Annotated in this window: 17 protein-coding genes and 2 pseudogenes; 3 read left to right on the top strand and 16 right to left on the bottom strand. The window is 64.0% G+C overall.

The features are described from left to right. Window positions 1-401: 401 nt before the first annotated feature. Both ACED18_RS15230 and ACED18_RS15225 read right to left on the bottom strand, forming a co-directional pair. Window positions 402-611 carry a DUF2945 domain-containing protein gene (locus ACED18_RS15230; protein ID WP_377293706.1) on the bottom strand — a complete coding sequence of 70 codons (210 nt, stop codon included), beginning with the start codon at window positions 609-611 and terminating at the stop codon, window positions 402-404. Window positions 612-774: 163 nt separating this feature from the next. After that, window positions 775-2,773, bottom strand: a pseudogene (locus ACED18_RS15225) (bifunctional sugar phosphate isomerase/epimerase/4-hydroxyphenylpyruvate dioxygenase family protein). A 117-nt stretch (window positions 2,774-2,890) separates the two neighbouring features. Here ACED18_RS15225 and ACED18_RS15220 point away from each other — a divergent pair. Beyond that, window positions 2,891-3,586 (top strand): TetR/AcrR family transcriptional regulator, encoded by a 696-nt coding sequence (locus tag ACED18_RS15220; RefSeq protein ID WP_377293704.1) that lies wholly within the window; start codon window positions 2,891-2,893, stop codon window positions 3,584-3,586. Here ACED18_RS15220 and aroQ read toward each other — a convergent pair. From aroQ to pcaD, 11 genes and pseudogenes are all read right to left on the bottom strand, one after another. Next, window positions 3,564-4,001: a type II 3-dehydroquinate dehydratase gene (aroQ, locus tag ACED18_RS15215; protein ID WP_377293702.1), complete on the bottom strand. Its 438-nt coding sequence runs from the start codon at window positions 3,999-4,001 to the stop codon at window positions 3,564-3,566. The genes ACED18_RS15220 and aroQ overlap by 23 nt on opposite strands. Further along, complete coding sequence (locus ACED18_RS15210; RefSeq protein ID WP_377293700.1) at window positions 3,998-4,867, bottom strand: shikimate dehydrogenase; 870 nt, start codon at window positions 4,865-4,867, stop codon at window positions 3,998-4,000. Before ACED18_RS15210 ends, aroQ begins: the two co-directional genes overlap by 4 nt. Before the next feature lie 69 nt (window positions 4,868-4,936). Continuing rightward, a complete protein-coding gene (locus ACED18_RS15205; protein ID WP_377293697.1) occupies window positions 4,937-5,695 on the bottom strand; it encodes an amino acid ABC transporter ATP-binding protein in 759 nt (252 codons plus the stop codon). Window positions 5,696-5,706: 11 nt separating this feature from the next. Further along, window positions 5,707-6,546, bottom strand: coding sequence for a transporter substrate-binding domain-containing protein (locus ACED18_RS15200; protein ID WP_377293695.1), 840 nt, complete (start codon window positions 6,544-6,546; stop codon window positions 5,707-5,709). Window positions 6,547-6,598: 52 nt separating this feature from the next. Next, entirely contained in the window at window positions 6,599-7,249 is a 651-nt protein-coding gene (locus tag ACED18_RS15195; RefSeq protein ID WP_377293693.1) for an amino acid ABC transporter permease, read from the bottom strand. A gap of 10 nt (window positions 7,250-7,259) precedes the next feature. Next, a complete protein-coding gene (locus tag ACED18_RS15190) occupies window positions 7,260-7,928 on the bottom strand; it encodes an amino acid ABC transporter permease (protein ID WP_377293691.1) in 669 nt (222 codons plus the stop codon). 321 nt (window positions 7,929-8,249) lie between these two features. Continuing rightward, the gene (locus tag ACED18_RS15185; RefSeq protein ID WP_377293689.1) at window positions 8,250-9,332 is read right to left on the bottom strand and encodes a 3-carboxy-cis,cis-muconate cycloisomerase; all 1,083 of its coding nucleotides are present in this window, start codon (window positions 9,330-9,332) and stop codon (window positions 8,250-8,252) included. 6 nt (window positions 9,333-9,338) lie between these two features. Next, window positions 9,339-9,959 carry a protocatechuate 3,4-dioxygenase subunit alpha gene (gene pcaG, locus ACED18_RS15180; RefSeq protein WP_377293687.1) on the bottom strand — a complete coding sequence of 207 codons (621 nt, stop codon included), beginning with the start codon at window positions 9,957-9,959 and terminating at the stop codon, window positions 9,339-9,341. 1 nt (window position 9,960) lies between these two features. Further along, on the bottom strand, window positions 9,961-10,701 hold the full coding sequence (pcaH, locus tag ACED18_RS15175) for a protocatechuate 3,4-dioxygenase subunit beta (RefSeq protein ID WP_377293685.1): 741 nt from the start codon (window positions 10,699-10,701) through the stop codon (window positions 9,961-9,963). Continuing rightward, on the bottom strand, window positions 10,698-11,096 hold the full coding sequence (gene pcaC, locus ACED18_RS15170; RefSeq protein ID WP_377293850.1) for a 4-carboxymuconolactone decarboxylase: 399 nt from the start codon (window positions 11,094-11,096) through the stop codon (window positions 10,698-10,700). Before pcaC ends, pcaH begins: the two co-directional genes overlap by 4 nt. A gap of 27 nt (window positions 11,097-11,123) precedes the next feature. After that, window positions 11,124-11,909, bottom strand: a pseudogene (pcaD, locus tag ACED18_RS15165) (3-oxoadipate enol-lactonase); the annotation flags it as partial. 93 nt (window positions 11,910-12,002) lie between these two features. Here pcaD and pcaQ point away from each other — a divergent pair. Beyond that, window positions 12,003-12,926, top strand: a complete 924-nt coding sequence (pcaQ, locus tag ACED18_RS15160; RefSeq protein WP_377293848.1) for a pca operon transcription factor PcaQ — start codon at window positions 12,003-12,005, stop codon at window positions 12,924-12,926. Window positions 12,927-13,044: 118 nt separating this feature from the next. Here pcaQ and pcaF read toward each other — a convergent pair whose 3' ends face one another. The 3 genes from pcaF to ACED18_RS15145 are packed head-to-tail and all read right to left on the bottom strand — an operon-like array spanning window position 13,045 to window position 15,682. After that, the gene (gene pcaF / locus ACED18_RS15155) at window positions 13,045-14,250 is read right to left on the bottom strand and encodes a 3-oxoadipyl-CoA thiolase (protein ID WP_377293683.1); all 1,206 of its coding nucleotides are present in this window, start codon (window positions 14,248-14,250) and stop codon (window positions 13,045-13,047) included. Between the two features lie 11 nt (window positions 14,251-14,261). Further along, complete coding sequence (locus tag ACED18_RS15150) at window positions 14,262-14,963, bottom strand: 3-oxoacid CoA-transferase subunit B (RefSeq protein WP_377293681.1); 702 nt, start codon at window positions 14,961-14,963, stop codon at window positions 14,262-14,264. After that, entirely contained in the window at window positions 14,960-15,682 is a 723-nt protein-coding gene (locus ACED18_RS15145) for a 3-oxoacid CoA-transferase subunit A (protein WP_377293679.1), read from the bottom strand. The genes ACED18_RS15150 and ACED18_RS15145 overlap by 4 nt, the downstream gene beginning before the upstream one ends. 160 nt (window positions 15,683-15,842) lie before the next feature. Between ACED18_RS15145 and ACED18_RS15140 the strand changes: the two genes are divergently transcribed. Further along, entirely contained in the window at window positions 15,843-16,604 is a 762-nt protein-coding gene (locus ACED18_RS15140; RefSeq protein ID WP_377293677.1) for an IclR family transcriptional regulator, read from the top strand. Window positions 16,605-16,620 lie beyond the last annotated feature (16 nt).

The following is a 16,620-nucleotide window of genomic DNA, read 5'->3' as shown; positions in this document are numbered from 1 at the left end:
ACCGACCGGATCGCGATGCCGCGCCGCAGGATGCGACTGGCGAAAGCGAACTGTCTTTGTAGCGGCGCGCCGGATCCCTATGGCGTTGGCGAATGCCCCTTTCAGCGTTCGCAGGTTTGGACGCCCGCCCACAGAGGCAACGACTGGACCAAGCGGAAGGAAGCGCCACAGCCTGAGACAAAAGCGATTGAGGAAAGACACCAGCATCTCCTTCATTTGGTCCAACCAAAAGAAGGAGGAACACGGGATCTAATATCGCTTATCGGCCAAAGTTGTCAATATTGGCACGCTGTATCCTCTCAAAGGCATTTTTGGTCCTACCAAAATCATCTTCGGAGGCGACAGCACAGACTCGACGGGGTGGAGGCCGCGCCTTCGCTGCGGCCGCCTTGAATGCCCGGTCAGACCTTGCGCAGTTGCTCCGGCTTGTGCGCGGCACGCTTTCCGGTCTTGTCACTTTCAACGATGTATTGCGGGTCGTCCGCGGAAGCCTTGACCTTGTGATCCATGATCTTCGTGTCGGTTGTCTGCTTCTTGACGACCTTGCCTCGTGTTTCGCCCTGGCTCGTGGACCACGTCACCGTGTCGCCAGCCTTCACTCTCTTGGTCATCGCGGTCTCCTTCCATCGCGTTGCAGCCCGAACGGGCCATCACGATGCCCCGCCCGACGCCTCAACGCGCGAACCGTCCATTTCGACCAAACACTACAAATACCTGCGCACGGCAGCGGGCCGTGCACCCGCACCTCGGGCATATCGGGCGGCGAAACCGTCCTTAAAGTTTCGGCACACCCGCCGGCCGCAGCAAGCGGCGCTGGGCGGCAATGCGGAACGGTGCGTTCATGGCGCCATACCCGTTGTAGGCCCCTCGCCGCTCGACGATCTCGAAGAAAAAGCCTTCGCCGAAGGTGCGGCTGTAGATCTGAAAATACTCGCCGCTGTCGTCGCGATCATAGAGGATGCTCGCCTCGCGCAGTGCATCCGAAAAATCGGGCTGCAGGCCAAAGCGAGCCTCCAGATCCTCGTAATAGTTGCGCGAAATCGGCAACGCCTGGAAACCATTGGCCTTCAGCGCCTTCGCCGTGGCGAAGATGTCATTCGTGGCGAGCGCAATATGCTGGATGCTGGTGCCGAAACCTTCTGCGAGGAACTTGCCCGCAAAGGTCTTGCGATTGTCGGCACCGTTCATGGTCAGGCGAAAGAGCGGCTGCGGCTCGCTTTCGATCGCCTGGCTGCGCACCAGCCCACCCGGGTCGATCACATCGACCATGGGCGTGCGGCGCGTCGAGAAAATCGACGTGTAGAAGAGAAGCCAGGTCAGCATCTCGTCGTAATGCGTTGTCTGGGCCAGATGGTCGATACGGGTCAGATGCGCGTCTGATGTTGAAGGATCATCGGCCAGCGGCACGAACTCGCTTTCCCAGATNGTAATGCGTTGTCTGGGCCAGATGGTCGATACGGGTCAGATGCGCGTCTGATGTTGAAGGATCATCGGCCAGCGGCACGAACTCGCTTTCCCAGATGCCCGTCAGGGCCGGCTGGTCATCGAGGAAGTAAATGACGCCGTTGCCCACGCCCTGGATGGCCGGCACCGCCACTTCGCCCGGCTGGCGGGGCTCGGAAAAGACCGGTGCGCCGAGCGCGCGCGCGCGCGCCAGTGCATGATCCGCATTGTCCACCTTCAGCCCGAAGGCATAGGCATTGGTCCCGTGGACGGCATAGGAAGCGCCGGCGAAACTGTCACCACTGCTGTCTGTGTTGATGACGATACGGATATCGCCCTGGGTATAGAGATCGACCGCACGGTTGCGGTGCCGGGCCGTGCGGCGAAAGCCGAGCGTGCCGAGCAGCGTGGCCAGACTCTGCTGTTCCTCTGGCGCAGAGGTGAACTCCACGAACTCCACACCCTTCGCCGCAACACGATCCGGCATATCGGGCACGGCAAGGCGTATGTCGGGCTCGTGGCGGCGAACGCGATCCATGAGGTTGACGAGGGACCTGTGACCGTCCTCCGCCAGTGCGCGGGCCGATCCGCCGCGGAACTGATCGTTGAAGATTTCGAGCGAAAGCGGTCCCGTATAGCCAGTCGCTGCCACGGCTCGCATGAACTCGACCACAGGCAGATCGCCTTCACCCGGCATGTTGCGGAAATGGCGGCTCCAGTAGAGCAGGTCCATGTCGAACAGAGGGGCATCTGCAAGCTGCACGATGAAGATCTTGTCGCCCGGAATCGAGCGGATCGAATTCGGGTCGATCTTGCGCGACAACGTGTGGAAACTGTCGAGAATGATGCCGACATTCGGATGGTCCGTGCGCCGCACGATCTCCCAGGCATCGCGGTGGTCGTTGATATGACGGCCCCAGGCCAGCGCCTCGTAGCCGACACGCACGCCATGCCGGGCGGCCATCTCGCCCAGTTCATGGAAATCCGCCGCCGCCCGGTCAATGCCGCCGAGCGAGACCGGCGAGACGTTGGAGCAGATCAGCATCAGGTCGGTGCCGAGCTCGCCCATGATGTCGAACTTGCGCTCAGCCCGCTCGAAGGCGCGGCGCCGATGCGGCTCGGGCATGCCCTCGAAATCGCGGAATGGCTGGAAAAGCGTGATTGTGAGACCATGATCACGCACGATATCGGCAACCTCGCGCGGTGAGGCGTCGTAGGTCAGGAAGTCATTTTCGAAGATCTCAACGCCATCGAAGCCGGCGCGGGCGATCGCTGCCAGCTTCTCGGGAAACTCGCCGCTGATCGATACCGTCGCCATCGACGTTCTCATCGTAACGATTTGCTTACCTGTCTGGTACTGGGCCATATTGCCTTACCTTTCGGCTTTATGTACGAGTTGGTTAATAATACAGCGTCGAAGCGCGATTGCAAAATGACCGGGGGAGAGATGACCGACGACACGACCAGCACTGACGCGAAGCCTGTCCGCACGGTCAAGCGCGATCCTGAAGGCGTGAGGCGCGACATCCTGTCGGTGGCGATGGAAGAGTTTTCCAAGAACGGCCTGTCGGGCGCCCGCATAGACGAGATCGCGGCACGGACAAAGACCTCCAAGCGCATGATTTACTATTATTTTTCGGACAAGGAGGGCCTGTACCAGCAGGTACTCGAGAAGGCCTATGCCAAGGTCCGTGGTGGCGAAAGCGGCCTTGCGCTCGACCACCTCGATCCGGCGGCGGCTCTCGACGCGCTGTGCCGCTACACCTTCGAACACCACCGCCGCAACCCGGACTTTATCCGCATGGTGATGATCGAGAACATCCATCACGGGCGGCACATGCAGATGTCGAAGACGATCCGCAGCCTCAACCGCCCGGCCATCGAGGCGCTGGAAGCGGTGCTGAAGCGCGGACAGGAGACCGGCGTCTTTCGGCAGGGTGTCGACGCCCTCGAACTGCACTGGCAGATCAGCGCCCTCTCCTTCTTCAACGTTTCGAATGCCGCGACGTTTTCCTATATTTTCGGTGATGGGCTGTTCACGCCGCAGGCGCAGGAAAAACTCTCCCACCATGTGGCTGAAATGGTGCTGCGCTATGTGCTCCAGCCCGACCATATGGGCTCTATCGAGGCTCGCGGCCGATAAGGTAGCGAAGCGCCACGCCGTAGCCCTCGATTCCGAGACCCGCAATCACGCCTTCCGCCCGTGTCGAGACGTAGGAATGATGGCGGAAGACCTCGCGCTTGTGGATGTTGGAGATGTGCACCTCGATCACCGGCGCCTCGAAGGCGTTTAGCGCATCGAGGATGGCGATCGATGTGTGCGTAAATGCGCCGGGATTGATGACGATGCCGGCAGCCTTGCCGCGGGCCTCGTGGATCCAGTCGATCAGTTCGTACTCGCGATTGCTCTGGGCGAAGAAGATCTCATGGCCGGCCGCTGCCGCAATGTCCCGGCATGCAGCCTCGACATCGGAAAGCGTCTCGCGCCCGTAGATCTCCGGCTGCCGCTGGCCGAGCAGGTTCAGGTTCGGCCCGTTGAGGACGAAGAAGAGGCTCATGCGGCAGCCTCGGCATTGAACATCTCGGCAAAATGCGCGCTCATCCGCTCCGCGTCCGGCTCACGCCCGCAGAACAGGCGGAAGGCACCGACCGCCTGGAAGATCGCCATTCCGCCGCCGGGCAGCGTGCGGCACCCCTTCGCCGCAGCGGTCGCGATAAGCTGGGTGATCAGCGGCATATAGACGATGTCGGCCACCCAATGACGCGGCTCGATCAGATCGGCAGCAACCGGCATGCCGGGGTGGGCGGGCATGCCGACCGGCGTCGCATGGATCAGCCCGTCGGCCTCGGGAAGCACGGCGGCAGGCGCTTCGGCAACGGCGGCACGGCCCTCGCCGAAGCGCCCGTTGAGATCGGCCGCAAGCCGGCCGGCACGGGCGGGATCCTGGTCGTAGATATCGAGCCGGGCGATGCCGAGTTTCAGGGCCGCATGGGCGACGGCCACGCCTGCGCCGCCGGCACCGACCAGCAGTGCCCGCTCGCGCCGCGCGCCCGGCAGGCCGCGCTCGAAACTTTCATGGAAGCCGTACCAGTCCGTGTTGTGGCCGATCCGCTTGCCGTCGGAAAAGACAACCGTATTGACGGCGCCCAGCATACGCGCATCTTCGGAGAGATCGTCCAGATGGGGGATCACCGCCTGCTTGAAGGGATGCGTGATGTTGGTGCCGGCAAAGCCGCGTTCTTCCAGTTCGCTGAGGAGGTCCGGAAGCGCGCTTTCCGGCACGTTCCGGGCGCTGATGTCGACGAGTTCGTAGACATAGTCGAGGCCATGGGCCCGGCCCTCGCGCATGTGGAGCGCCGGCGATTTCGAAAGCTGGATGTCGGCGCCGATCAGGCCGACGCGATAGGCGGTGCGTTCTGTCATGGATCTGAACCGTTCGTGCGGCTTGGGGGTGCGGCGTCGAAGGCGCGGCGGGCAGGCCCGCCGCCGACGTCAGTGATGCGCCAGGATTTCGCCCAGGAAGGTGCGCGTACGCTGGTGCTTCGGATCGCGGAAGAACTCTTCCGGCGGTCCTTCCTCGATGATCTCGCCGGACGCCATGAAGACGACGCGGTCGGCAACCTGGCGGGCAAAGCCCATTTCGTGGGTCACGCAGATCATGGTCATGCCGTCGCGGGCAAGGCCGATCATGGTATCGAGAACTTCCTTGACCATTTCCGGATCGAGCGCCGAGGTGGGCTCGTCGAAGAGCATGGCCTTGGGCTCCATGCAGAGCGCCCGGGCGATCGCGGCGCGCTGCTGCTGCCCGCCCGAAAGCTGGGCAGGATATTTGTCGGCCTGGTCGAGAATGCGCACGCGATCGAGATATTTGCGTGCGGTTTCCTCCGCGGCCGCCTTCGAAAGACCCTTCACACGCATCGGTGCGAGCGTGCAGTTTTCCATGATGGTCTTGTGCGGGAAGAGGTTGAAGCTCTGGAACACCATGCCCACTTCGCGGCGCACCGCGTCGATGGCGCGGGCGGAGTCGGTCAGCGTGGTGCCCTCGACGATGATCTTGCCCTCCTGGATTTCCTCCAGATGGTTGATGCAGCGGATCAGCGTCGACTTGCCGGAGCCGGACGGGCCGCAAAGGACGATCTTCTCGCCTTTGCGGACCGTTAGATTGACGTTCTTCAGGGCGTGGTAGGCTCCATACCACTTTCCGACGCCCTCAAGGGCAATAAGCGGAGCCAAGGCGGCGGATTGCGGCATGGAAACCTCCCTTACTTCACGGTGAACGGGATGTCGGGCAGCGATTCCGGGAACTTCGGAACCTCGCGCTTCATCCACTTGGTGTAGATGGCCTGCAGCTCGCCATCGGCCTTGATCTTGTCGAGGAAGGTGTTGATGGCTTCGTTCCAGTCCTTCTCGCCCGGGCGGGTGCCGGCCCCGTTGTAGAGCGTCGTCAGGTCGAACTTGGCCTCATACTTGTCGGCAGCGGCGGCGTTCAGACGATCGCCGTAGAACTGGTTGCCACCGACGGCCTCCACCTGGCCGGAAACGATCGCCTGGATGTTGGCGGCGTCATCGTCGAAGCGCAGGATATTGGCCTTGTCGCCGGCGCCGGCCGTGAGAGCGGTATCCATGGCGCTGGACTTCGGCACGCCGACGGAGACACCCTTCAGATCGTCGAAGCCGGCAATCTTCTTGTCCTTGGCGGCGTAGACCGACAGCACGTTGCCGGCATAGGGCTGCGAATACTGGATGGTCTTAGCGCGCTCGGCGGTCATGCCCATGGTTGCGAAGAGGACATCGACCTTGCCGGTGACGAGTGCGGGGATACGGTTGGCAACGGCGAGCGGAACGAACTCGGCTTCCAGGCCCAGGCTCTTGGCAAAGGCCTTGCCGATGTCGGCGTCGAAGCCGTCCTGGACGCCGCTCGAATTCACGAAGCCCCATGGCGCATTGTCGCCCTGGATGCCGATCACGACCTTACCCTTGGCCTTGGCCTCCTCAAGCGTGCCGGCGGAAGCACCGACCGGACCCATCAGGGAAAGGGCGGCAGTGGCTGCCATGAGCGCAAGAACGGTGCGGCGACCAAAAGTCATGCTGGATTTCATCATGTTCTCCTCCTTGTAAAAGCTGATGAATGGCATGGTCACGAAAGCAGATCGCCTAACGGGAGGCGGTCTGAAGGCGCTTCTCGACGCTGGCGCCCCAAAGGGACAGCGGCCAGCAGATCAGGAAGTAGATGAGGCCGACGATGGCGAAGACAGTCAGCGGGCGGAACGTCTGGTTGGAGACGATCTGGCCGGCACGCGACAGTTCGACAAAGCCGACGATGGCGGCGAGCGAGGTGCCCTTGATGAGTTGCACCAGGAAACCGATGGTGGCCGGAAGCGAGATGCGGAAGGCCTGCGGAAGGATCACATCCTTGATGATCGACGTGTAGTGCAGGCCGAGCGCACGTGCCGCTTCCGTCTGCCCCTTCGGCACGGCCTGGATGCCGCCGCGCCAGATTTCGCCAAGGAAGGCGCTGGCATGCAGCGTGAAGGCGATGGCGACCGCGATCCAGGCGTCGATGTTGAAGCCGAGCAGCGCCACGCCGTAGTAGACCACGAAAAGCTGCATGAGGAGCGGCGTGCCCTGGAAGATAGCGATATAGCCGGCCGCGCCGCGGCGGATGGCCGGGGCTTCGGCGGTGCGGGCCAGCGACACGACAAGACCGAAGACACCGCCACCTGCAAAGCCGATCAGCGTCAGCGCGATCGTCCACTTCAGGCCCTGCATCAGGAAGAACAGTTCGTTGGGACCGATGGTAGCCATTGTCCTGCCCTCACTTGACCGGATAGCTGAAGGAGATGCGCGAGATGAGGCCGAACACGCCCATCATCAGCGACGAAATCACGAGGTAGAGCAGCGTGATCGAGAAATAGACCTCGAAGGACCGGAAGGTGTCGGCCTCGATCTTCTGGGCGACGGAGGTCAGCTCGTAGGCCGCAATCGAGGTGCAGACCGACGTTGTCAGCGTCAGCATGATGAACTGGCTGGTGAGCGAGGGATACACCGCCCGCAGCGCCGGCTTGAGAATGATGTGGCGGAAGATCTGCGCGCGGCCGAGGCCCAGCGCGAGACCGGCCTCGACCTGCCCCTTGGGAATGGCATCCACACCGCCGCGGATGATCTCGATCGCATAGGCGCCACCATTCAGCGCAAGCGCGATAATGGCGGTCGTCGTCGGATTGAGGCGCAGCCCAAGTTGGGGCAGCGCGAAGAAGATGAAGAAGATCTGCACCAGGAAGGGCGTGTTGCGGATCAGCTCGACGAAGCCGATGACCAGACCGCGCAGCAGCTTGAAGCGAGACCGGCGCGCCACGACGCCAAGAACGCCGATGACGGTCGCCAGCGACATGCCGGCAATCGCCAGACCGATGGTGGCGAGACACGCAACAAGCAACTCAGGCAGGCGATCGATGACCACCGAGAAATCGAGACTGTAAGACATGGTTCCTCCACGGCCTCTCGGCCAGGCATGAGACGGTGTTTCAGCCGTCTCCCGTTCGCGACCCGAGGGCTTCGAACGCTCCCTTGTTCTGCCGGGTTGTGTTTCGAATGAGCTCTCCCAAGCCGCCCCGAACCCGACCGATGAATGTTTGTACCAGTTAGTTCATTTCAGAGTCAACGCTTGAGGAGAACGAAAAGCAGCATTTCTCAGCGATTTTCCAAGCACAGACAGTCCAAATACTCAATTATATCAACGCATAGCAGGAGAGAGCCCGGGCCGGGGCCTGCCTCTTGCCAAACGCATCAATGCGATGTTCGCAGGTCAGTTCAGATGATCCCCTGCCTCTCCGGGCTCCCGCCCGATACGCCTGAGATCACCAAACAGCCGATGTGCGGTCCGCAAGGCCGTCGCGGTCGCCATGACCATGGGTGGCAATGTCATCCACTCCAGCATCCACGCCGCGCCCGAGCGCTCCTGCTCATGGACCAGCGACTGGTGGAGCGCGGAAATCTGTACCGCGTTGAAGCGCGCCAGCGTGACGAGCAGCTCTGCGGCAACCGGGTTCTGCTTGTGCGGCATGGCCGATGACCCGCCGCCGCCGGCAAGGCTGATCTCGCCACCGGCCTGGGCCAAGAGCGCAATATCCTGTCCGACCTTACCGAGGCTGCCGGTTACCAGCGACAAAAGCCCGGCGAACTCGGCCATCGCGTCGCGCTGGCTGTGCCACTGCGCGCGGTCAGACAGACCGAGGCGGCTAGCGAGCGCGGCGCGCACGGACGGCCCGGCGTCGCCGAAGCGCTCCAGCGTTCCCGCCGCGCCGCCGAACTGCACCGCGAAGCCATCGACGGCAAACAGCGCAAGACGCGAGCGTGTCCGCTCCAGCGGTGCGCGCCAGGCACCCAGACGGTCGCCCGCATGAATGTCGATAGCGGCCTGCATGCGCGTGTGGCCCATCAGCAGGCGGCTTCCGTCCCGCTCCAGAAGACCATCGAGGTCGCCGATCACATCCGCAAGCCTGACATCGAGCCCCTCGGTCGCGGCCTTCAGGCGCAGTATCAGGCTGGTGTCGATCACATCCTGGCTCGTAGCGCCGAAATGTACTTTCTCCCCCGCCGGACCCCCCACAGCAGCCCGCATCTGCCGAACGAGGGCGGGAACGACGACGCCGTCGTTTGCCACGCCATCGGCAAGCCCCGCCATATCAGGCGAAAAACCGGCAAGCCCCGCATCAATCGCCGTCGCGATGTCGGCATCGAGAACACCGCATTCCGCTTCCGCCAGCGCCAAGGCCCGCTCGAAGCGAACCATGGCGGCAATGTCGGCCTCTGCCGAAAACTGCGCCGCGACCTCGGCATCGCCGAAGAGACCGGACAGGAAGGGATGATCGAAGGGCGAGAGGCTCATGGCGGATCAGATGTCGAAGAACACGGTTTCGCCGTCGCCCTGCAGGCGAATGTCGAAACGATAGGCGTTCTCGCCCTCGGGCTTTGCGATGAGGGTTGCGATCCGGTCCTTGTGCTCGATGCGGGCCAGTACGGGATCCTGCGCGTTGGCGGCGCTTTCCTCGGGGAAATACATCCGCGTGTGCAGGCCGATATTGATCCCGCGCGCGACGATCCAGAACGTGACATGAGGCGCCATCCAGCGGCCGTCCTTGAAGGCGACCCGACCCGGCTTGATGGTCTCGAAGACGAATTCGCCGGTGTCCATGTCGCCCGGCGAGCGGCCCCAGCCGATGAAATGGGGGTCGGCGGCGCCGCCGGTCTCGCTCGGGCTGTTGTAGAGCCCGGCGGCGTCCGCCTGCCAGATCTCCACCAGCGCATCCTTCAGCGGATAGCCGCCGCCATCGAACACCGTGCCGCGAATGGTGATCCGCGTGCCGGTCGCCGCGTCGTCATAAAGCTTGCCCGCACCGAGATCGCGCTCGAAGACGCCGTGGATGCCGACGAAATTCGGCGCGCAGCCGATGTGGACATAGGGGCCGGCCGTCTGGGAGGCGCTTTCCTTGAGGTAGTCGAGAGGCTGCACCATGTCAGTTGCCCTCCGGGCGGTTCTCGAAGAAGGTTGAGCGGCGCCCGCGCAGCACGATGTCGAACTTGTAGGCCCGCATGTCCATCGGGATCGCGGCATTCATGTCCAGCGGTGCGATCAGACGGCGAATGGCATCCTCGTCCGGAATGGTCTTGACGATCGGGCACCGCCAGATGAGCGGATCGCCTTCGAAATACATCTGCGTGATCAGCCGCTGCTGAAAGCCATGGCCGAAGACCGAGAAGTGGATATGAGCCGGGCGCCAGTCGTTCACGCCGTTCGGCCAGGGATAGGGGCCGGGCAGAATGGTCTTGAACCAGTAGGCGCCATTCTCGTCGGTAATGGTGCGGCCGACACCGCCGAAATTCGGATCGACGGCCGCGAGATAGCTTTCCTTCTTGTGGCGGTAGCGGCCGCCGGCATTGGCCTGCCAGAATTCGAGAAGCGCTCCGGCCACACCGACGCCGCGCTGGTCGAGCACACGGCCATGCACGAGGATGCGCGGTCCGATCGGCATTTCGCCGGGCCGGGCATAGTTGAGGATCAGATCGTTATCGAGCGGGTTCAGGAGCGAATGGCCGAAAACCGGTCCGGTGATTTCGCTTTTGGTGCCTTCCAGCGAAATCAGCGCACGCTGGGGGGACCTGAGGATAGTGGTCTTGTACCAGGGCGCATAGGCCGGCGGCTGCAGGTCGCGGTCGCGTGCGAAGAACGGGCCGGTTTCAGGGGGTCGATTGCTCACGTCGTCTGCTCCTTCTGCTGGGAGGATGCGGTCCGGTCTGCCAGCGCCTGCTTGGCAATCTTGAAGGCGTGGTTCGCCGCCGGTACGCCGGCATAGATCGCCACATGCATCAAGGCCTCGCGGATATCCTCTTCGGTCGCGCCCGTGTTCGCCGTCGCCCTGACATGCATGGCCACCTCGTCGTAATGGCCAAGGGCGGCGAGAAGCGCTATGGTCACGTTCGAGCGCTCGCGCTTCGTCCAGCGGTCGCCGGACCAGACGGTGCCCCAGGCGGCTTCGGTGATCAATGTCTGGAACGGCTGGTCGAAGACCGTGGCCTGCGCGCTGGCGCGGTCCACATGCGCATCGCCAAGCACCGCGCGGCGCGTCACCATACCCTGGCCGTAACGATCCACGGGCGCCGTTGCAGACCCTGCTACGAGAACGCTCTTCAGGAAATCTGCAACCACGGCGGCGTAGGCCGCCGGCTGTTCAAGGCAGGGAATGTGGCCGCACCCGGCAATCTCTGCAAAACGGCTGCCGGCAATGCGCCTGGACAGGGCCTTCACCAGATCAGAGGGCGTCGATCCGTCCTGATCGCCGGCCACGCAAAGCGTCGGCACGGCAATACGGGTCACGGCCTCGGTATAGTCGGCATCGCGGATCGCCGCGCAGGTGCCGCAATAGCCGTCCGCCGGCTGGCGGACCAGCATGGCGCGGGCCCCGGCATAGAGCGCATTGTCGTCGCGGCGGAAGGCGGGCGTGAACCAGCGCTCCATGACGGGATCGACCAGGCTCGCAAGACCCTGCGCGCCGATGGCGTCGATGCGGGCGTTCCACATCTCGGCCGTGCCGATCCTGTCGGCGGTGTTCGAAAGAACCAGGGCCGCGACGCGCTCGGGATGCGCGACGGCGATGGCCTGCGCAATGAGGCCGCCGACCGACAGGCCCCAGACAATCACCTTGCCGATCTTCAGGTGGTCGAGAAGGGCGACGAGATCGTCCGCGTGGGTCTCGATCGTATAGGGAGGCGTGCCCGTGCCGGACAGGCCATGGCCGCGCTTGTCATGAAGCACATAGGCATAGGCATCGCCAATTTCGTCCATGACGGCGTCCCAGATGCGAAAATCCGTGCCGAGCGAATTGACGAAGGCAATGACCGGCTTGCCCGGTGCAAGCCCGACGGCCCGGTAGTGGATGGCCGTATCGTCGATTTGCAGAAAGTTCATGGCTCACTCCTCTTGTCCGGACATTGCAAGATCATTCCGGTTAAGTAAAATGAGATTTTCCTCCTCTTCTATAACTTGGCGGTTATGGCTTTCCTGATCGACCCCCGCATCAAGCTCCGGCATCTGCAAGCCTTCGTCGAGGTCGCGCGACTGAAGAGCGTGATCCGCGCGGCCGAGGTATTGCATGTCAGTCAGCCGGCGGTGACAAAGACCATAAGGGAGCTGGAAGAGGTGCTCGGCGTCGATCTCTTCGAGCGCGAGGGGCGCGGCATCCGCCCGACACGGCTGGGCGAGATTTTCCTGCGCCATGCGGGCGCGACGATGGCCACGCTGCGCCAGGCGATCGACGCCGTCTCGCGGGAGGCCGCGCAGTCCGGCCCGCCGGTCCGCATCGGTGCCCTGCCGACGGTATCGGCACGCATCATGCCGCATGCGATGACACGATTTCTCATCGACGCGGCCGGTGCGCCGGTGAAGATCGTCACCGGGGAAAATGCCATCCTGCTGGAACAGTTGCGCCAGGGCGATCTCGATCTGGTCGTCGGGCGTCTGGCGGCACCGGAAAAGATGACCGGCCTCACCTTCGAACATCTCTATTCCGAGCGGGTGGTGTTCGTCGTCCGGCCGGGCCATGCGCTGCTCTCGCCGGCGGCCGACGCCTTCGCGGAGCTTTCGGCCTACCCGATGCTGGTCCCGACCCGCAATTCGGTCATCCGGCCGATCGTCGAGCAGTTTCTCATCGCGCAGGGCATCGCCATGCCGCCCACCCAGATCGAGACGGTCTCGGATGCCTTCGGCCGCGCCTATGTGCGCATGAGCGATGCGGTGTGGATCATTTCAGAAGGCGTGGTCGCGGGCGATGTCGTGACAGGGACGCTCTCCGTCCTGCCCTTCGACACCGCGGACACCCGCGGTCCCGTGGGCCTGACCATGCGGACCGACACTCTGGTTCCGGCCTCGCTCGCGATGATGATCGACGCCATCCGCGAGGCGGCCCGCCACGGAACGGCGGCCTGAGAGCCTGTCTGGAAACGCGACAGTCTCTGACAGGCGTGCCGTTCACGTCGCCGGTGCCGCCATCACACGAGGCGATGGGACGGAAGCGGTTGAGCCGCCCGGCTCAGACGCGCCCGGATCAGACCCGTTCGAGCGCGACCGCGATGCCCTGGCCGACGCCAATGCACATGGTGGACAGCGAGTAGCGGCCGCCCGACAGCGCAAGCTGCAGCGCTGCCGTGCCGGTGATGCGCGCGCCGGACATGCCGAGCGGGTGGCCGAGCGCGATGGCGCCACCGTTGATGTTGACGCGCGGGTCATCGTCGGCAATGCCGAGATCCCGCAGCGTCGCCAGGCCTTGGGAGGCGAAGGCTTCGTTGAGTTCGATGACGTCGAGTTGGTCCTGCGTCAGCCCGAGACGCGCCAAAAGCTTCTTCGACGCGGGTGCGGGGCCGAAGCCCATGATGCGCGGGGCAACACCGGCCGTGGCACCGCCGATGACGCGGGCAATCGGCGTCAGACCGTGCTTCCTTGCCGCGGCTTCGGACGCGATGATGAGGGCCGCCGCGCCGTCGTTGACACCGGAGGCGTTGCCGGCCGTGACCGTGCCGCCCTCGATCTTGTTGACCGGCTTCAGCTTGGCCAGCGCCTCGATCGAGGTCGCGCGCGGGTGCTCGTCGCGATCCACGAGCAGGGGATCACCCTTCTTCTGGGCAACGCTGACCGGCGTGATTTCCTTCGCCAGACGGCCATTGGCCTGCGCTTCGGCTGCCTTGGCCTGGCTGCGCACGGCAAAGGCGTCCTGGTCCTCGCGGGAGATCTTGAAGTCGATGGCGACGTTATCGCCGGTTTCCGGCATGGAATCGACGCCATACTGCTTCTTCATCAACGGGTTGACGAAGCGCCAGCCGATGGTGGTGTCGTGGATCTCGGCATGCCGGGAAAACGCCGTCTCGGCCTTCGGCATGACGAAGGGCGCGCGGCTCATCGATTCCACGCCGCCGGCAATGACCAGCTCGGCTTCGCCCGACTTCACGGCGCGGGCCGCCGTGATGACGGCATCCATGCCCGAGCCGCACAGGCGGTTGATGGTCGTGCCCGTCACCGAGACCGGCAGGCCGGCGAGCAGCAGCGACATGCGCGCGACGTTGCGGTTGTCTTCGCCCGCCTGGTTGGCGCAGCCGTAGATGACATCGTCCACCGCCTCGAAATCGACGGTCGGATACGCGGCCAGCAGGGCCTTCAGCGGAACGGCACCGAGATCGTCGGCGCGCACGGAAGAAAGAGCCCCGCCGAAACGGCCGATGGGCGTGCGGATATAGGCACAGATAAAGGCTTCGGTCATCATGCTTGTCCTTAGAGTGTCGGCACGACGAGGTCGGCGACAGGGCCGTCCGTGTGCAGCGTCGCGCCCGTCATGGCCTGCAGCTCGTCCATGGTCATGGCGGCGAGCTTTTCGCGCACCACGAACTTGCCCGCGACAATGTCGATCACGGCATGGCTCGTATAGACGCGGGTGATGCAGCCGACGCCGGTCAGCGGGAAGGTGCAGCGCTCGACCAGCTTCGGCTTGCCGTCCTTGGTCACATGCTCGGTAATGACGACAACCTGCTTGGCGCCGTGCACCAGGTCCATGGCGCCGCCAACGGCCGGAACGCCCTTGGAGCCGACGCGCCAGTTGGCGAGGTCGCCGTTTTCGGCAACCTGATAGGCACCGAGGATCGCGACGTCGAGATGGCCGCCGCGCACCATGGCGAAGCTGTCGGCGTGGTGGAAGAAGGAGGCCCCCTTCTTCAGCGTGATCGCCTTCTTGCCGGCATTGATGAGATCCCAGTCCTCCTCGCCGGCGGCAGGGGCTTCCCCGAAGTTCAGCACGCCGTTTTCGGTGTGGAAGATCGCCTCGCGGCCGGGCGGCTGGAATTTCGCCACCATTTCCGGAAAGCCGATGCCGAGGTTCACATAGGCGCCGTCGGCAATGTCCTGCGCGGCACGCCAGGCGATCTGGGCGTTGGTGAGCTTGATGTCCTCGCGGGTGTTGATGGTCGCTGCGTCGGTCATGCGTAGGCCACTCCGGCTCGGATGAGCTCTTCTTCCTGCTTGGGATCGGCGACTTCGACGACGCCGTTGACGAAAATGCCGGGGGTGATCACCTGCTCGGGATCGATCTCGCCGGGAGCGACGATCTTCGACACCTGCGCGATCGTCACGGCGGCGGCCATGCACATCAGCGGATTGAAGTTGCGGCCGGCCAGCCGGAAGGTCAGGTTGCCCATGGTGTCGCCGATGTGGCCCTTGACGATGGCGACATCCGCCTTCAGCCAGCGCTCCTGAACGTAGGAGCGGCCATCGAACTCGGCGATCACCTTGCCGTTGGCCAGTTCCGTGCCGAAGCCCGTCGGGGTGTAGAAGGCCGGAATACCGGCGCCGCCGGCACGGATGCGCTCGGCGAGCGTGCCCTGCGGCACCAGCTCCAGCTCGATCTCACCCGCCAGATAGCGGTCGCTGAAGGCGCGCGGATCGGAGGAGCGCGGGAAGGAGCAGATCATCTTCTTGACCATGCCCGCATCGATCATCGCGGCGATACCGATGCGGCCATTGCCGGCATTGTTGTTGATGACGGTGAGGTTCGCCGGGCTGCCGGTGGCCTTGAAGCGGTCGATCAGCGCGTGAATGAGCTCGATCGGCGCGCCCGAGCCGCCAAAGCCGCCGATCATTACGGTGGCGCCATCCTCGATGCCGGCCACGGCGTCGGCCAGACTGTCGATCCTTTTGTCCATTCGGTCCTCCTCTGGAGCGCGCCCGCCGGAAAAGCGGATGGCCGCGCAGCCTCGTCTTCTGGGAGGCAGGTAAATCCAAGGCCGCCTCGACATCAAGCAATTTGTGCGATATAAAATCTTTGTTCGATTATCGCACAAAACGACAGCACGGGTGACGGGAATGGTGGTCAAGGAACGCGACATGATGGGCGGTCTCGCCAAGGGGCTGGCCGTCATCGAGGCCTTCAGCGCAGAGCGCCCCAGGCTGTCGATCTCCGAAGCGGCCGACATCGCCGGTCTCGACCGGGCAACCACGCGGCGCTGCCTGCTGACGCTCGCCGAACTCGGCTACGCCGCCTATGACGGCAAGTTCTTCACCGTCACCCCGAAGGTGCTGCGGCTGGGCACCGGCTGCCTTGCCACGATGCCGCTGCCGCGCATCGTCCAGCCCTTCCTCGACACCCTGTCGGAAGAGATCGGCCAGAGCACCTCCGCATCGATCCTTGACGACACCGAAATCGTCTATGTCGCCCGCGCCGCCCAGCGCCGCGTCATGTCGATCGCGCTGATGCCGGGCTCCCGCCTGCCCGCCTACTGCACCTCCATGGGCCGCGTGCTGCTTGCCGCACTTCCCGTCGAGGAACGCCGCGCGCTTCTGGAGCGCTCCGGCATCACCGCGCGCACGCCGATGACCGTGACGGACATCGATGCGCTGATGGCGGAGATCGACGCCACGTCAGCGCGGGGCTACGCCATGATCGACCAGGAAGTGGAGATCGGGCTCAGATCGCTGGCCGTGCCGCTCAAAACCGTCCGCGGTCGAACGGTCGCAGCCCTCAATGTCGGCGTCGCGGCCTCCAGCGGCACGATGGAAGATCTCGTCGCCCGCTACCTCCCAGCGCTGCTGAATGCCCAGGCAGAACTGAAGGGCCTGATCGTCTGAACGACGACCGCCCCTT

The organism is Rhizobium sp. SG2393 (assembly GCF_042610495.1).
Lineage (GTDB): Bacteria > Pseudomonadota > Alphaproteobacteria > Rhizobiales > Rhizobiaceae > RU20A.
This window is presented reverse-complemented; position numbering and strand designations above follow the sequence as displayed.